This is a genomic window from Bacillus sp. FSL R9-9530 (assembly GCF_038008145.1).
In the GTDB taxonomy this organism is placed as follows: Bacteria; Bacillota; Bacilli; order Bacillales; family Bacillaceae_G; genus Bacillus_A; species Bacillus_A mycoides.
Window position 1 is genome coordinate 893,614 of sequence record NZ_JBBOYO010000001.1, and the last position, 17,449, is coordinate 911,062.

Genomic DNA, 17,449 nt, shown 5'->3' on the forward strand with positions numbered 1-17,449 from the left:
GCTTTTTAATCAATCTGTATTCTAAAGCTAAAACCGAGCATACATTATGCTCGGTTTTCAATTGGTAGTTTAAATGTAAAAGTACTGCCTTCTCCTAATTCACTTTCAACGGTAATTTCTCCTCCGTGTAGTTCTATAATCCATTTTACCATCGACAATCCTAAACCTGTGTTTCCATTGTTTGAAGATGTTCGTGCTGCGTCAACTCGATAGAAGCGGTCCCATATTTTCACAATATGTTGCTCGCTGATGCCTATGCCATTATCGGAGACTTTACCTATTATGTTGGTTTTATCCCGGAACAGTTGCATATTCACAGTGCCGTTCGCTTTGCTATAAGCAATCGCATTCGTTAGTAAATTCATTAATAAACGCATCATCAATGTTTGATCTGCTTTAATAAACAGGTCTTCCTCTATATTTGTTGTTATATTAATCGAAGCTTCTTGAACCATTAATGAAAGCTCTTCTACAACGATTTCCGTTAATTCACTCATATTGATACATTCAAATTGAAAAGTATTATGCTTTTCTTGGTCAACTCGTGCTAATAATAAGAGTTGTGAGATTAACGCGGACATTTTACGCGATTGCCTTAAAATTACTTCTAACGATTCTTCCATTTCTTTCGGATTATTCCTCTGCGATAAAGCGTATTCGCATTGCGAAATAATAACAGATGTTGGTGTTCTTAATTCATGAGATGCGTCAGATGTAAATTGTTTTTCACTTTCGAATGATGTCTCCAATCGCTCAAACATTTTGTCAAAGGTTTGTGCTAAATGATACATTTCGTCTTTCGATGAACCTTGTAAATTAATTCTCTTCGAAAGGTCTTTACCATCACCAATTTCACTGGCTGAATCACTCATTTGTTGCACAGGTCGAAACGCTCTTTGCGTAATAAAATATCCTCCCGCTGCTGCAATGAGAATAAGTAATGGAAATGAGATGAGTGTTACCACAATAAGCGTATTCATGGTCGATGATAATTGATTCATGGTCATTATGCCACGAACCCAGACTTGCTCATCGCCGCCTACATTATGGAGAAAATCATATACTATCCATTCCTTATTACTGTCTTTAATGGTTTGTATTTCATCGAATTTAAGCGATACCTTTTTATTAAAGGTTGTTGGATTATGTCCTGCCAGCAGCTCACCTTGTTTACTATAAATGATGATATTTACTCCATCTTCTAAGGCTTCAAATTCATCGTCAATCTTTAACTGCCCATGCTTATATTCGATATCTTCAACACTTTCTTTTACTGTGCTCTTCAATTGATTTTTCATATTAAAAAGCAAAACTTTATCTGAAGAAGTTAAAATAAAAGCTAACACGAGTGCCATAATAATTACAACTAGCCCCGTATACCATAGGGTCACTCTCATTTTTATTGATAGTCTTTTCATGATTCTACTCGCAATACGTAACCAGTTCCTCGTACTGTATGAATTAACTTCGTTTCAAACTGGCTATCAATTTTTTTGCGAAGATAGCGGACGTAAACATCAATTATATTCGAGCCACCTTCATAGTCGTAATTCCACACATGTTGCTCAATTTTATCTCGTGTCAACACAACTTCTTTATTACGAATCATATATTCTAAAATAGCAAATTCTTTACTGGAAAGATTGATAACTTGATCTCCTCTTGTTACTTTATGCATATTGCAATCCACCACTAGGTCAGCGATTTCAAACACATTAGATATATTTCCTGTTTTTCTTCGCATCAACACTCGAATTCTTGCTAACAGCTCATCAAAAGCAAAGGGCTTTACTAAATAATCGTCCGCACCTAAGTCGAGTCCTGTTACGCGATCATCAATTGTATCTTTAGCTGTAAGAAGCAAGACAGGAGTTGTATTATTGTCCGCACGTAATCTTTGTAATACTTGTAAACCATCTATTCCGGGAATCATAATGTCAAGCACAATCAAATCGTAGGTAGCCATGCTTATATAATCCAAAGCATCTTCTCCATTCCCACATCCATCGACACTATAATATTCTGCATTTAATCGTTTTACCAATATATTTTGTAAGTCTTTTTCATCTTCGACAATAAGAACTCGCATTAACATTCTCCTTTTCTTCTTATTTATATGTATCACTATAATTCCGAAACATTAAAGAAAGATTAGAAACTATTTAATTATATCATTTTATTTTTTTGCGCATTAATCTTCCTTTAATGTTTGTTCAGTAATATAAGGACATGGATAAGGTGCACATGTAAAGGGAGGAGAACATAATGGGAAAATGGATGATGATTGGAGCAATGTCTTGTTTATTCTTAACAGCTTGTTCTACTCAAGCTGATAACGATACAGAAATACAACAACTGAAAGTAGAAAAAGATACATCACAAAAAGAAGGTACGCAACTACAACAAGAACCACACAAAACAGGGCCTGCTATGAATGATACTAAGCAAACACAAGATTTCAAAAACGAAGTCACATCGATTGTAGAAAAGGCAAATAATACGAAACCAGTTGGAGCAAAAGAAGATAACTTAAATACGTACTTAGCAGCAAAAAAAGAAATTGACCAATTAGATGACAAGATAGATCTATCTGATGATCAGCTAGAAGCAGATTTTCACGCTGGAACGATAACTGTTGAACAATATCAAATACAAGAAAGAGAACAAGATATACTTGAAGATCAATTAGAGCAAGCAGAAAATGTACTTGAAGCAAGATTTGGAATAAATGATTAATTATTAAGGAGTGGATGGAAATGTTAAAACATAAAAAGAAAATAATTATAAGTGTAATTGCTATTTTAGTAAGTGGTATTGCTATTGTTGGTGGATATTATGGTATGGGCTACAATTATGCGAAAAAGAATGAAAACTATACAGAGAAACAAGTTCGTGAAATTTCTTTAGCTCATACAAATGGAGAAATTATTAATGTGAAAAAAGAATTCGAATTAGAAGATGACAACTTAGCACAATCTAAATTTGAATATGAAGTGGAAATCAAGACACCTGATAATCTATTAAATATTTTAAAGGTTAGTGCTAGAACAGGTACAATAGAAATCAATAATGAAGATTAAAAAATTATCGACAAATAAAATATCGCGTATTTGAAAAAATCCAATAAGCTGCCCATATGGACAGCTTATTTAAATAATTCTCGTTAGCGGAAGTAAAAAATGCTACTTATTTAACATTAGCACTCCGTTAGTTTAAGAACAATTGAGTTAATAAATATATCTAAAAGTCTCATATTCGCCATAATTGATAACGGTTTTAAATTCTCCGCCACCATTTTTATCTTTTAAAAAAGCATCTATCTTATCATTTGGACTTATTAAACTAAACTACCGGCTAGCTAAATAAAGAAAAATGAACTTCATTGCTATAAAAGCCTCTAATTTTTCGTTTTGAGGAAACCTTTTCTATTAGATTTATAGACATGTGGTGTTAACACCATAAACAATGTTTTAGATTATAAAATAGAGTACTAAGCATCCAATTTGAAAGCAGATATCCCTGAAGTGCTAAACCTAAGCAAAAAAATTAACCATCCTATGCAAGAAAGTTTAGATAGCTAAAAGCATATGTTTTATTGAAAGGGTGTGATTGAATTATGGAACGGACGAATTGGGGAATTGGAGGATTAGTATTTGTTGGCTGCATGTTTCTTGGCGGAGGAGTGGGATCTATATTAGGCGATACTCATGCTGGATGGCTAATAGGAATGGGCGCTGGATTTATTGGGATGGCTTTAACGAGACTGGTCAGAAAGTAATATAACGGGATTCTTCTTATGATGAACAATGTAATTAATTAATGGCATAAGAGCTCTATAAATTATAGCTAGAACCTTATCTTTAGTATTTGTCTTTTCTAAATTTCTCCATACATAGATACGATTCTCAAGTTGGAGGCTGGCACCTTAGGGTGTCTTTTTTATGCTCTTTAAAAATGTTTTAACATATAATAGCCGAGTTAATTCAAGTAATCAAGCTAATAGATTTCGTTAGATTGCTATCATCTTTTTTGTAATAGAATAGATTCATTACCGTTTCAGACCGATGTATTCATTCATAACCTAACAGTAAAAGGGGGATGATTAAAGGCATGGCGATTAATGATGAATTAATTTGTCAACAGTTTGCAAGAATTATCGGTGGCCAAGAAGGATTCGCCGGTGGAAAATGCGTGGCAACAATAAATCGGGATGAAATACAAGCAACTATCTTAGGAAAACGTTTTAGAGTAACAACTTCCTTCTCATTCGAATCAAGAGATAATAAAACTGGACAGGCATTATGTCTAGGTCGGATAGCGCTCTTACAAAAAGAAGTTACTGAATTTGTTGCTACAATTATTAAACAAGGAATAATCGTTTCGTCTATACACAATGAGTGGTTATGTGATGAGCCGAATTTAATTTACGTTAATATCGAAGACGTTGATGATCCGCTAAGTTTCGCAAGGAAAGTTAGAAGAGCGTTATGCAATTAACCAATTTATTTAGTTAAATGAGCAATATAAAAGGATCTTTAATTGAAAGATCCTTTTATACATAAGATGAAAGTTTTCCCTTGTATTTTATTAATTAAGTTCGCTTGACTAGCAAACGAACTTGGAGGGAGTACTGGAACCATACAATAAATACATTGAGGGGGCATGTTTGAGCTATGGACCTATCCTCCCGTTCTAATTAACTAAAAGAAGAATTTTCCCATACCGATTAGACTACTAAGCATTCCGATTCCATTCATGGTTCCTTTTCCTGCTGTCAGTAAGTTTCCAAGCATTCCTGGCTGCCCGTTATTCCCCCATCCTGGAGAATTTCCAAAAACACCCCAGTTATTATTGGTATTAAAATGAAAAGCTTTGGCTGGCGGTGATAGTAAAGCGGCAATATGACCTTGTGCGAACATCCCTGTATGATTGAATGGTTGGGGCCAGGGGATGGGAGGTTTTTGAAAATTAAAACCTGCATGGCCTGGTAATGGAGCCCAATTAGCAGGATGTCCTTGGGGCATCATCCCTGCATAATGGATTGGCTGACCTAAAGGGAAGGGAGGGGGCTCGGGAGTGAAACCCGTATAATTGGCTGGTGAATCCCAACCAAATGGATAGACTCGACAACTCAAATTCTCAGGAACCTTCAGACCATCCATTCCCTGAGCTTTAGTTATTTGAGGTTGTGAATGTAATGATGACATTGAAATTTGGTTATTATATTGCTCCCCGTTTCCATTTGAATTCAAATACCAATATTGGTGCATAAGCTTATTCCCCTCACTTTAAAAATGTAATGTTAGACTTAGCCTATGTAATATTCCTTTTTATGGATGGTTACATAACTAGATTTACAAGCCCGTATTTAAAGGAATGGGTGTGTGGTCTTGTTGATTTATTCCGCTATTTGTGGACAGTAAGACACCGTCCCCTCAAAATTCAGCGAAAGCAAAAAAGTTAGATGGGGGGCTTTTAGAAGGGTATTTTCAGTTGCTCCTTTTGTTTATTTCAGCCTAATTTAATTTCGGTTAACAAACGTGTTTATAAAGGTTTAATCAACAAAAAAAATTTAAAATGTTATGTTGAGCAAGTAGAATTGCTAAAAAGAGAATATCCATTCGAAGAGTTTGGCAAAATACTGCAAGGACAATGTATTCTTGTGCAGATATGCAAAAGATTTAAATGAATCAATGGAATTTATAATGAAGGGGCAAATGAATATATGAGTGAAACATTACATAAAAGAAAACCACCATATTTAATGCTTGTAATCCTTTTTATTGGGGCATTTGTTTCATTTCTAAATAACTCGCTTTTAAATGTAGCTTTGCCATCAATAATGAAGGATTTAGACATTAAAGATTATTCGACGATCCAGTGGCTTTCTACAGGGTATATGCTTGTAAGTGGTATATTAATTCCGGCATCAGCATTTTTAATAACCCGCTTCTCCAATAGGAGCTTATTTATTACATCTATGGTGATTTTTATTTTTGGTACGGCCTTAGCGGCTTTAGCACCGAACTTTAGTTTATTACTTACTGGCCGGATGGTTCAAGCAGCAGGTTCTTCAGTCATGGGGCCTTTGTTAATGAATATTATGCTAGTAAGCTTTCCAAGAGAAAAAAGGGGAACAGCAATGGGGATTTTTGGATTAGTTATGATTACAGCTCCAGCAATTGGACCGACACTATCGGGTTATATTGTAGAGTATTATGACTGGCGTTTGCTTTTTGAAATGATTTTACCGTTAGCAATCATTAGCTTACTGTTAGGGATTTGGAAATCGGAGAATGTCATGAGACAAAACAAAAATGCAAAACTTGATTATCTCTCATTACTATTATCTTCTATCGGTTTTGGCGGTTTGTTATATGGATTCAGTTCTGCAAGCTCCGACGGTTGGACGAATAAAGTTGTTTTAACAACCTTAACCATAGGCGCTATTGCCCTAGTTACTTTCATTGTCCGCCAATTAAAAATGAATGAACCGTTATTGGATTTACGTGTTTACAAGTACCCAATGTTTGCACTTGCGTCTGTAATTGCGATTGTTAACGCAGTGGCCATGTTTTCGGGTATGATTTTAACACCAGCTTATGTACAAAACGTCCGCGGTATTTCGCCGCTGAGCTCTGGGCTGATGATGCTTCCAGGTGCGGTAATAATGGGGATTATGTCACCAATTACAGGTAAACTATTTGATAAATATGGCCCTCGTATTCTTGGTATAGTAGGACTTTCTATTACAGCCGTTTCAACTTATATGCTAGCAAACCTGCAACTCGACTCTAGTCACACGCATATTATTCTTATTTACACACTGCGGATGTTTGGGATGGCGATGGTGATGATGCCACTTATGACAAATGGTCTTAATCAATTGCCAACGCGCTTAAATCCGCACGGTACAGCTGTTAATAATACAGCTCAACAAGTGTCCGGTTCGATTGGTACTGCTATTCTTGTTACGATTATGAATTCTGTAACAAAAACAAAAGCTGAAAGTCTAATGGTTGATGTAGATCCTACAACCTTCACAGAGGCTACGAAGGCAATGTTAACTCAGAAGGCTTTATTATCCGGAATTCAATATTCATTCTATGTAGCGCTTGGCATGAATGTTGTTGCACTACTATTAGTTTTTTTCGTTAAACGTGTAGATACAAGTGCGGAAGCTGTCGAGAGGTTAAATCGGTAGAGTAAAATAAAACTTAAGATCATGATTCCTATAAGTTTTTGCTGTTTAGTTAGACTATGAAGAGATGCAAATTTCTGCTGCTAAGGCGCTGGTATTTAAATTTGGAAAAGAACCAGTGAAATAATTATATATAGTAAAAAGGATCTGATATTCATATCAGATCCTTTTTCATTAGTAACACAGTATACTTGCTTATCGTATTTGTTTGAATTGACATTAGGAACTACTGGTTTTCCCAATACTACAATCTTTAGCTCTCAATTTCTGATAAACATTATAATAATACGCTTCATTTTAATTTAGTATTTTCTCTGCAAGTTATAAATCTAATATCAACAAACAACTTAGATTACCAACCTTATAAGCAATATCATAATCGTGAATAGTTAGGGAAAAGATAAAATAAGGTAATCAATTACATATCTTTATCCCAGGTGATTCATTGCTATCTTCTTTTTATTGAATGGGATATTTTATTTCATGCTTTTTTGAAAGGGTGTTTTTAATGGATAAAAAAGTATCTGCCATTCCTCAACCGAAAACATATGGATTGCTGGGGAATCTCCCATTAATCGATAAAGATAAACCGACCCTATCCTTTATCAAGATAGCGGAAGAGTATGGTCCCATTTTTCGAATTCAAACTTTAAGTGATACCATCATTGTCGTTTCTGGACATGAACTGGTAGCAGAAGTTTGTGACGAAACAAGATTTGATAAAAGTATAGAGGGTGCTTTAGCGAAAGTTCGCGCCTTTGCTGGAGACGGATTATTTACAAGCGAGACTCACGAGCCTAACTGGAAAAAAGCTCATAATATTTTGATGCCTACATTCAGCCAACGAGCAATGAAAGATTATCATGCTATGATGGTTGATATTGCTGTACAACTCGTTCAAAAATGGGCACGGCTTAATCCGAATGAAAACGTAGATGTTCCAGAGGATATGACTCGCCTTACATTGGATACAATTGGTCTATGTGGTTTTAATTATCGATTTAATAGCTATTATCGTGAGACCCCTCATCCTTTTATTACTAGCATGAGCCGTGCTCTAGATGAGGCGATGCACCAATTACAGCGGCTGGATATAGAAGACAAACTCATGTGGAGAACGAAACGTCAATTTCAGCATGATATTCAATCTATGTTTTCTTTAGTAGATAATATTATTGCTGAACGTAAAAGTAGTGGAAATCAGGAAGAAAATGATTTACTTTCCCGTATGTTAAATGTGCAGGATCCGGAAACTGGTGAAAAATTAGATGATGAAAATATTCGTTTTCAAATTATCACTTTTTTAATAGCTGGGCATGAAACAACAAGTGGATTATTATCTTTTGCAATCTATTTTTTATTAAAGAATCCAGATAAATTGAAAAAAGCCTATGAAGAAGTAGATCGGGTTTTAACAGATCCCACTCCAACATACCAACAAGTTATGAAATTAAAGTATATCCGGATGATTTTAAATGAATCGCTACGTCTATGGCCTACTGCTCCAGCATTCAGTCTCTATGCAAAAGAAGATACAGTGATTGGTGGGAAATATCCAATTAAGAAAGGAGAAGATCGTATTTCTGTTCTTATTCCACAGCTACATAGGGATAAAGACGCGTGGGGAGACAATGTGGAAGAATTCCAACCTGAACGATTTGAAGAGCTGGATAAGATTCCCCATCATGCTTATAAGCCATTTGGAAATGGTCAACGAGCATGTATCGGTATGCAGTTTGCACTTCATGAAGCCACACTCGTAATGGGGATGCTTCTTCAACATTTTGAATTCATCGATTATCAAGACTATCAGCTGGACGTAAAACAAACATTAACGCTAAAGCCTGGTGATTTTAAAATTAGGATTCTACCCCGAAATCAAACTATTAGCCATACTACTGTTCTTGCGCCTATAGAGGAGAAACTGAAAAACGATGAAATCGAACAGCAAGTTCAGAAGACTCCTTCTATTATTGGAGCCGATAATCTTTCGCTTCTTGTTCTGTATGGATCGGATACAGGGGTAGCAGAAGGTATTGCAAGAGAACTAGCAGATACAGCTAGTTTAGAAGGTGTTCAAACGGAAGTGGTAGCACTTAACGATCGAATTGGAAGTCTGCCAAAAGAAGGGGCGGTTCTTATTGTAACTTCTTCTTATAATGGAAAACCACCAAGTAATGCAGGGCAGTTTGTGCAATGGTTGGAGGAATTAAAATCGGATGAGCTAAAAGGTGTTCAATACGCAGTTTTTGGTTGTGGAGATCATAATTGGGCTAGTACTTATCAGCGAATTCCAAGATACATTGATGAGCAAATGGCTCAAAAAGGAGCAACAAGATTTTCTACACGTGGAGAAGCGGATGCAAGTGGTGATTTCGAGGAACAGCTCGAGCAATGGAAACAAAGTATGTGGTCTGATGCGATGAAGGCATTTGGATTGGAACTTAACAAAAACATTGAGAAAGAACGCAGTACATTAAGTTTACAATTTGTTAGTCGTCTTGGAGGATCTCCTCTTGCGCGAACATATGAAGCAGTTTATGCATCTATACTAGAAAATCGTGAACTTCAATCATCTAGCAGTGAAAGAAGCACGCGACATATTGAGATATCCTTGCCAGAAGGCGCTACGTATCAAGAAGGTGACCACCTTGGGGTGCTGCCAATTAATAGTGAGAAAAATGTCAACCGAATTTTAAAACGCTTTGGATTAAATGGGAAGGATCAAGTCATATTGAGTGCAAGTGGACGAAGTGTAAATCACATACCTTTAGACAGTCCTGTTAGTTTATTTGACCTTCTTAGTTATAGTGTAGAAGTTCAAGAAGCAGCCACTCGAGCACAAATACGAGAAATGGTGACATTTACAGCATGCCCTCCTCATAAAAAGGAATTGGAATTATTATTGGAAGAGGGAGTTTATCATGAACAAATATTAAAGAAACGTATGTCAATGTTGGACCTTCTTGAAAAGTATGAGGCTTGTGAAATCCGATTTGAACGCTTTTTAGAACTTCTTCCTGCGCTCAAACCGCGTTACTATTCTATTTCAAGCTCTCCACTCGTTGCACAGGATCGTCTGAGCATTACAGTTGGTGTTGTTAATGCACCTGCATGGAGTGGGGAAGGGACATATGAAGGAGTCGCTTCTAATTATTTAGCTCAGCGTCATAATAAAGATGAGATTATATGTTTCATTCGAACGCCACAATCAAACTTTCAATTACCTGAAAATCCAGAAACACCAATTATCATGGTTGGACCAGGTACTGGAGTTGCACCATTCCGTGGATTCTTGCAAGCGCGTCGTGTTCAAAAGCAAAAAGGTATTAACTTAGGACAAGCACATCTATATTTTGGTTGTCGTCATCCTGAAAAGGATTATCTCTATCGTACAGAACTAGAAAATGATGAAAGAGATGGATTAATCTCTTTACACATAGCTTTTTCCCGCCTAGAAGGATATCCTAAAACATATGTACAGCATTTAATAAAACAAGATAGAATCAATTTAATTTCGTTATTAGATAATGGGGCGCATCTTTATATATGTGGTGATGGAAGTAAAATGGCTCCTGACGTAGAAGACACCCTTTGTCAAGCCTATCAAGAAATTCATGAAGTCAGTGAACAAGAAGCAAGGAATTGGTTGGAACGTGTGCAAGACGAAGGGCGATATGGAAAAGATGTTTGGGCTGGAATCTAAATTCTTCTTAGTTAGATAAGTAATATTTAATTCACGAACTTCTTTCGACTAAGTATAACTTTAAACAAAATAAACTGATTTATAAAAACCCTGTATTTTTTATTGAATATGGGGTTTTCTTATTTTTAATAAGCTGGATTGATACTGTAGAAAAAGAAAAAATCTTATATGAAACCAAAGTTACATAATCTTAGTTTGATGGGTATGGTGTTAACCAATTTCTTGACGTGATTTGAAATTTAAACTTTTGCGCACTGGCTTAACAGTTTCTAGCACAGTGTCAAATCGATGGGGGATAGGTATACCCTCTATAACCGCTTGAATGAATTTTGCCGTAGAAAAACAATAGGTAATTCATTTGACAATTAAAATGACCTACATTAATATATATGCTATAGCATATAGTAAGTAAAACAAGCAAATGCACTGTGAATAATTGATTGATATGCTATACCCTTTTATATTTTAATTTATCGAGGTGATATATGAACTTACATGATTTAATAGGCTATCTAGTTCATCGTACTGATGTGAAAATGACTAATTATTTTACTAAGAAATTAAAGCCTTTTGGAGTTACACCAGAGCAGTGGGGGATTATTAGTGTTCTTTGTAGCCAAAGGGGCACTACTCAAAAAGAGTTAGCAGAAGCTATTGATAAAGATCAAACTACTGTCGTAAGAATGATACAGTCAATGGAGAGAAAAGGGATTGTAAAGAAGGCTTTGAATGACCAAGATAGGCGTTCACACAACCTTTTTTTAACTGAAAAAGGTGACGAGTTAAAAAACACAATCTTGCCTGTAGTGAAAGACGCTCACCATTTCGTTACGAGTAATTTGAGTGAAGAAGAGATCAAATTATTACAATCATTATTAAACAAATTGTATGATACACGTTATTAATATGTGTTCCTTATTGATGCTATACTATTTATAAGGAACAAACTCCGTCTTATATATGCTATAGCATGTAATTTGTTTGAAGGAATGGGGAGATAGCTTTATTTTGTATGATGTTTGATTCAGGATCACTTTGTTGCAGTCAAATTTCTGTATTATACATGCTATAGCATGTACTTTGCATCTCTTTAATATTGGAAAGGATAGTAGCTACTATCTGAGCAATACTGAGTTTTTATCAAATAAATAAGAAAGATGTGATTACTATTTTAATATTAATTAATATTGTAAAAGTTATTTTGTTTCTATTCTTTATAATGACAGGTACGAAAATTATATCTGGGAAAATGGCAGATGAGTTCAAACGATTTGGTTTACCTTCGTTTTTTAATTTCTTAACTGGGGCTTTTGAGATTGTAGGAGCAATTGGAATGTTGATAGGAATCTGGTTCCCGACAGTAGCTTTATTGGCAGGATTTTTGTTAGGCGGTACGATGCTTGCAGCTGCATTAACTCTTATCGTATTAGCGAAAGATCCCTTTAAGAAAGCGATACCTGCGCTTGTTTTGTTTGTTCTTAGTGTAGGGGTAAGTTTGTATCATATTTTTTAAACATAATCTTAAGCCGTTAAAATGTACGCGTTTAAGTTGCTATCATTTTGTAATTATTTTATAAAAGTGTCTGTGAAAAAGCAGGTGAAATCTTAAATGAATGCAGGAATAATAGTAGCATTCATTTAAGGTATTACATGCATTCGAATTGAAAAAGGGGTGAATAAAAATGGCATATTTATTACAAGTTGATTTTCCGTTTGAAGGTCCTTTTGGTGAAGAAATGGAAAAAGCATTTTGGGATTTAGCAAAAAGTATTAATGAAGAAGAAGGATTCCATTCGAAAATATGGACGGAGAATCAAGAAACGAAAGAAGCTGGAGGCATCTATGTATTTGAAGAAAAACAAGATGCTGAAAAATATGCCGAAATGCACAAAAACAGACTGCAAGCATCTGGTGTTAAAGATATTAGAATAAGAATTTTTCACATCAATGAAAAGTTAACTAAACTGAATCGTGGTTATAGTAAATAATGAGGGACACGGAATTTAAAAAAGAAGGGGGGAATCCCTTCTTTTTTGAATTGATGCTACAGAAAGAATAGCGTGTTTTTTAATTTAGGGTCATCTCTTTTTGATAGTTTGATATCGATGTGACAATACCCCTTTATTATTTTTCAGGTTACAATACATGTATTGCTTCAATAACATATGATCATTCTTAAGAATGTCATTGAAATGTACCAATAGATGTTAGTGCAGCAAAATAAATTGTGTTATGATGTGAGCAAATATAAAGCTATCTAACGGAGGGATTCACATGCCGCATGTTGTGTTTCGTGGAATTACTATTGAACAATTAAAAAGCATAAGCAAGCCATTAGTAGAAGAGCTCGCAGATATCTGTGAGTGTGGTACGGATAATTTCACCTTGGAACTACCAAGTTCTACGTTTGTATTCAATGGAGAAGAAATAGAAGCGTTTCCTCTTATTGAAGTGAAATGGTTCGAGCGTGGACAGGAAATTCGTGATCGATTTGCCAAGGCCATTACTACATATGTAATGGATTTTGGACTTCCAGAAGTAGAGGTTGTATTTACGGTTTTCACAGAATCAGCGTATTATATTAACGGGAAGCATTGTGCAAGTTAGAGCTATTTGAAAGATTTTTATAACATTTATAAGGGGTAGAACCACATTGCTATCAAGCTAAGTAAAGTAAATATCCAAAAACAAAAAAATGAACTCAATTCTCATAGACAACTAACTTTGAAGAGATAAAATTTTTGTTTTTGGGGACATCAAAATATTAGCTTAATGGATATGTGGCGCTACCCCATCGCCATCAAGTTAAGATATCTATTGTTCCCCCAAAACAAAAAAAGCTATCTTAGTTTATAAATTAGGATAGCTTTTCTATTTAACCGTCTTTCCTGTGAATAGTTACAATTATTCACAGGAAAGATTAGAAAGTCCTTTTCTCTAAGTAATTTTATATAATTTACCAACCTTTTTCATCTGTATATTCAAGAAACTTATTGATTTCATAACTCAGTTCCTTTGAGTGGTCAAACATCATTGCATGGGACGTTCCAGGAATAACAACAGTTTTACTTTTTTTTAGTTTAAGTTTAACACTTTTTATAAACTCTAACTTCTTGTTAAGGTCACCTTCTTTTTCTGCTGGCAGAAATAACACACTACATTGAATGTTTTCATACAAATGTTCTACTCTTCTATCATAAAGATCTTCAGCTATTTGTCGAAGCGTATCTCTCTTAGATATAAAAGTTACTTTCCCATTTTCCAGCTTTCGAGGCTCATAATCTTTCATCACCAGTTCACGCTCTTTGTTCCAAGGAAGCCAGCTTTCTTTCATATAATGTACCAACGCTTCCCTTGACTCAAATTCTTGTTCGGGACTGGAAAAGTATTTATTTAAATGCTCTTCTTTTGTTTCAGTATGCAATCCTTCGGATTTATTAACTAAGGCCCCTTCGGAATTAACTAAAGAAAGGACCCTTTCTGGGTACATTGATGCAAAGCTTGTACCGATATAACAACCGAGGGAGCTTCCGACGATATAAGCTTTATCAATTCCAAGAGAATCTAGCACCGCTCGAACATCTTCAGCTAAGGTTTCAAGTTGATATCCCGTTGCAGGCTGATCTGATTTACCATGTCCTCGTATGTCCATGGCAATTACGCGATATTTTCCCATAAAGCTTGGAATTATGCTCCTCCAAATGGCAGAACTTCCACCCATATAATGCAGTAATAGCAATGGTTCACCCGTCTGACTGTATTCATAAACCTTAATTCGTACGCCATTTGAATCTATCATGTGTTCTTTCATTATAATCATAACCTCCTGTTATTTTCCTTATCCGCTATTATTTTTTAAAAATTTCGTGACTTCAATTATATCTTATCGTATATTGGTGACAGATAACGTCACTAATAATAGGAGATATTTTCATGTCTAGAAGTGGAAGATTACTTGAATTATTAATTTCATTAAATACAAAACACCGATTTACGGTTCAAGAATTAGCAGATGAGTTTTCTGTATCAAGAAGAACAATGCTTAGAGACTTGCAACTATTAAGTGAAATGGGGGTTCCTCTTTTGTCCTCACCTGGACCGAATGGCGGTTATAGTCTTATAAGGAAACAGAAACTTCCACCGATATCGTTAACAGCAGAAGAAGCTACAGGGCTGCTTCTATCGTATGAATTATTAGAGCAGCATGACGGACCCTTTAAATATGAAAATATGTCTACCCTTACTAAAATACGTACCACCATGTCTGTCGAAATGCTTCAAAAAGTCGAACAATTAAAAGGTCGATTAGCAATAGCTTCTCCTCGAAGAAGCTTTAAGAACCTTTATCTAAAAGATATATTGCAGGCATCATTAGAAAGAAAGCATGTGGAAATAGAATATGAATCTCGCTCTGGATATTCAATTCGGACAATTTTTCCTTACGGACTTTTTATATCTAATGGATTATGGTACTCTCTAGCGTTTTGCTATAAGCGTAACAATACTGTGACGTTTCGAGTCGATCGGATTGTTTCCCTCAAAGTTAATCAAAATATTACTGAATCTATTCCTATCGATATGACAGTTGAAAAATGGCTAAAACAACCAAATAATTCAACAAAGGAATTTATTTTAAAAGCTCGATTAACAAAATTCGGATGCAAAATATTAGACCCTCATCCTATAGGAGAATGGATACAAGTAAATCCTGATGGTACTGGAGTAATCGAAGAAAAAATCAAAGAGTCAGATATTTGTTTTGTAGGAAGGATGTTCCTTAGTCTTGGTGCTGAAATATTTATTGAGGAACCGGTTGAATTAATACAATTCTTACAGGAAGAAGCATTCAAAGTAGTCAATCAATATTCGAAAATGTAAAAATAAATTGCCAACAAAACTGAAATTGCAAACTATCCTTAAAACGAAAAAAACGTTATCCTTTGTCTAGGACTATAGGAAAGGATGGCGTTTTTTATGTCTGTTTCTGTATCTGACGAATTACAACTATTTGCTCAAGAGATTCAAAGTTTTTTATCTCCAAATACCTTACGGGATCTTGCTAGAGATGTTGGTTTTGTACAACGAACCAGTAAGTATCAAGCAAAAGATTTAGTAGCTTTATGTGTATGGGTAAGCCAAAATGTAGCTATGACTTCTTTAACTCAGTTATCTAGCTGTTTAGAAGCATCAACAGAAGTACTCATCAGTCCTGAGGGACTGAATCAACGGTTTAATAAGGCGGCCGTCCAACTTTTACAACACCTACTAGCCGAACTACTAAGCAAAAAATTGGCCACATCTATGCCGATTTCTTCTCCATACACTTCTGTTTTCAAGCGTATTCGTATTTTAGATTCAACTGCATTTCAACTCCCGGATGTATTTTCATCGGTTTATCCAGGTGCAGGAGGATGCAGCCATACAGCGGGAGTAAAGATTCAGCTTGAGTATGATTTATTAAGTGGACAGTTCCTTCATATTCATACAGGTCCAGGTAAACAACATGATCGAACCTACGGTTCCCTGTGTGTCCCAACTGTAACAGCGAATGATTTATGTATCCGAGATTTAGGTTATTTTCATTTGAAAGATCTTCAACATATACAAGATAAAAAGGCTTATTATATCTCACGTATCAAATCGAATACACGTATTTATCAAAAAAATCCTAACCCTGATTATTTTCAAGATGGAAGAATTAAGAAAGGTACAAAGTATATACAGATAGATATGGAGACGGTAATGAACTCTCTTCAACCAGGACAAACATGTGAAATAGCTGATGCTTATGTAGGTATGATTGATAAAGTGCCAGCTCGTGTAATTGTTCATCGATTAACAAAACAACAGCAACAAAAACGATTACAAGATCAAGCTGTAAGAGAAAAAAAGAAAGGAATGAAGTATTCTCCTCGTAGTAAACGACTCAGTGGTATCAATGTATATATGACAAACACCCCTACAGATATTGTCCCGATGGGACAGGTACATGACTGTTATTCTTTGCGTTGGCAAATCGAAATTTTATTTAAAACGTGGAAGTCATTCTTTCAAATCCATCATTGTAAAAAAATAAAACGAGAACGATTGGAATGCCATTTGTATGGGCAATTGATTGCCATTCTACTCTGTTCTTCTACCATGTTTCAAATGCGGCAATTACTTCTTATGAAAAAGAAACGAGAACTGAGTGAATATAAGGCCATATATATGATTAAAGATTACTCTCTTCTTCTTTTCCAAGCTATACAGAAAGACACCCAAGAGCTATCAAAGATTCTAATTCGCCTGTTCAACCTCCTACAGCAAAACGGGAGAAAATCTCATCGATATGAGAAGAAAACAGTCTTTGATATATTAGGTGTCGTTTACAATTGTACCATGTCTGATAATCAAGCGGCTTAATTCAAAAAAATGAAACCCGCTAGGGTTTATTTCGTATGCAAATCTTTAAATTTCCAACACGTAGCCTTTAGAAAAAAAGAAGCAACCTTCTACTATGATTGACGTTGTCTGAGCTTAGCTTGATAGCGATGTGGCGC

At 35.3% G+C, this 17,449-nt stretch carries 16 protein-coding genes; 12 read left to right on the plus strand and 4 right to left on the minus strand.

Annotated features, from left to right (window positions below):
• Positions 1–44: 44 nt before the first annotated feature.
• Both MKX66_RS04300 and MKX66_RS04305 read right to left on the minus strand, forming a co-directional pair.
• Positions 45–1,418, minus strand: coding sequence for a sensor histidine kinase (locus tag MKX66_RS04300; RefSeq protein ID WP_326996240.1), 1,374 nt, complete (start codon positions 1,416–1,418; stop codon positions 45–47).
• Positions 1,415–2,089, minus strand: a complete 675-nt coding sequence (locus MKX66_RS04305; protein ID WP_341085609.1) for a response regulator transcription factor — start codon at positions 2,087–2,089, stop codon at positions 1,415–1,417. The genes MKX66_RS04300 and MKX66_RS04305 overlap by 4 nt, the downstream gene beginning before the upstream one ends.
• 176 nt (positions 2,090–2,265) lie before the next feature.
• On the opposite strand from MKX66_RS04305, the gene MKX66_RS04310 reads away from it, so the two are divergent.
• The 4 genes from MKX66_RS04310 to MKX66_RS04325 all read left to right on the plus strand — a co-directional run bounded on the left by MKX66_RS04310 (position 2,266) and on the right by MKX66_RS04325 (position 4,497).
• Complete coding sequence (locus MKX66_RS04310; protein WP_002190111.1) at positions 2,266–2,736, plus strand: hypothetical protein; 471 nt, start codon at positions 2,266–2,268, stop codon at positions 2,734–2,736.
• Positions 2,737–2,756: 20 nt separating this feature from the next.
• Positions 2,757–3,080: a PepSY domain-containing protein gene (locus tag MKX66_RS04315; RefSeq protein WP_002137174.1), complete on the plus strand. Its 324-nt coding sequence runs from the start codon at positions 2,757–2,759 to the stop codon at positions 3,078–3,080.
• Positions 3,081–3,616: 536 nt separating this feature from the next.
• The gene (locus MKX66_RS04320; protein WP_002190108.1) at positions 3,617–3,778 is read left to right on the plus strand and encodes a hypothetical protein; all 162 of its coding nucleotides are present in this window, start codon (positions 3,617–3,619) and stop codon (positions 3,776–3,778) included.
• Positions 3,779–4,098: 320 nt separating this feature from the next.
• Positions 4,099–4,497: a DUF1259 domain-containing protein gene (locus MKX66_RS04325; protein ID WP_002033128.1), complete on the plus strand. Its 399-nt coding sequence runs from the start codon at positions 4,099–4,101 to the stop codon at positions 4,495–4,497.
• Positions 4,498–4,700: 203 nt separating this feature from the next.
• Here MKX66_RS04325 and MKX66_RS04330 read toward each other — a convergent pair whose 3' ends face one another.
• Positions 4,701–5,270: a hypothetical protein gene (locus MKX66_RS04330; RefSeq protein ID WP_002190107.1), complete on the minus strand. Its 570-nt coding sequence runs from the start codon at positions 5,268–5,270 to the stop codon at positions 4,701–4,703.
• Between the two features lie 455 nt (positions 5,271–5,725).
• Between MKX66_RS04330 and MKX66_RS04335 the strand changes: the two genes are divergently transcribed.
• From MKX66_RS04335 to MKX66_RS04360, 6 genes are all read left to right on the plus strand, one after another.
• Positions 5,726–7,204 carry an MDR family MFS transporter gene (locus MKX66_RS04335; protein ID WP_002033130.1) on the plus strand — a complete coding sequence of 493 codons (1,479 nt, stop codon included), beginning with the start codon at positions 5,726–5,728 and terminating at the stop codon, positions 7,202–7,204.
• Positions 7,205–7,709: 505 nt separating this feature from the next.
• Positions 7,710–10,907, plus strand: coding sequence for a bifunctional P-450/NADPH--P450 reductase (gene cypD / locus MKX66_RS04340; RefSeq protein ID WP_002190106.1), 3,198 nt, complete (start codon positions 7,710–7,712; stop codon positions 10,905–10,907).
• 485 nt (positions 10,908–11,392) lie between these two features.
• The gene (locus tag MKX66_RS04345) at positions 11,393–11,812 is read left to right on the plus strand and encodes a MarR family winged helix-turn-helix transcriptional regulator (protein WP_063217987.1); all 420 of its coding nucleotides are present in this window, start codon (positions 11,393–11,395) and stop codon (positions 11,810–11,812) included.
• Between the two features lie 257 nt (positions 11,813–12,069).
• Positions 12,070–12,420: a DoxX family protein gene (locus tag MKX66_RS04350; RefSeq protein WP_341087602.1), complete on the plus strand. Its 351-nt coding sequence runs from the start codon at positions 12,070–12,072 to the stop codon at positions 12,418–12,420.
• A gap of 169 nt (positions 12,421–12,589) precedes the next feature.
• Complete coding sequence (locus MKX66_RS04355) at positions 12,590–12,895, plus strand: monooxygenase (protein ID WP_097809976.1); 306 nt, start codon at positions 12,590–12,592, stop codon at positions 12,893–12,895.
• 286 nt (positions 12,896–13,181) lie between these two features.
• Positions 13,182–13,514, plus strand: coding sequence for a DUF1904 family protein (locus tag MKX66_RS04360; RefSeq protein WP_002142404.1), 333 nt, complete (start codon positions 13,182–13,184; stop codon positions 13,512–13,514).
• A gap of 349 nt (positions 13,515–13,863) precedes the next feature.
• Here MKX66_RS04360 and MKX66_RS04365 read toward each other — a convergent pair whose 3' ends face one another.
• Entirely contained in the window at positions 13,864–14,718 is an 855-nt protein-coding gene (locus MKX66_RS04365; protein WP_179867027.1) for an alpha/beta fold hydrolase, read from the minus strand.
• Between the two features lie 122 nt (positions 14,719–14,840).
• On the opposite strand from MKX66_RS04365, the gene MKX66_RS04370 reads away from it, so the two are divergent.
• The gene (locus MKX66_RS04370; protein ID WP_044438632.1) at positions 14,841–15,785 is read left to right on the plus strand and encodes a helix-turn-helix transcriptional regulator; all 945 of its coding nucleotides are present in this window, start codon (positions 14,841–14,843) and stop codon (positions 15,783–15,785) included.
• Between the two features lie 96 nt (positions 15,786–15,881).
• The gene (locus tag MKX66_RS04375; protein ID WP_341085613.1) at positions 15,882–17,312 is read left to right on the plus strand and encodes an IS4 family transposase; all 1,431 of its coding nucleotides are present in this window, start codon (positions 15,882–15,884) and stop codon (positions 17,310–17,312) included.
• Positions 17,313–17,449: the final 137 nt, after the last annotated feature.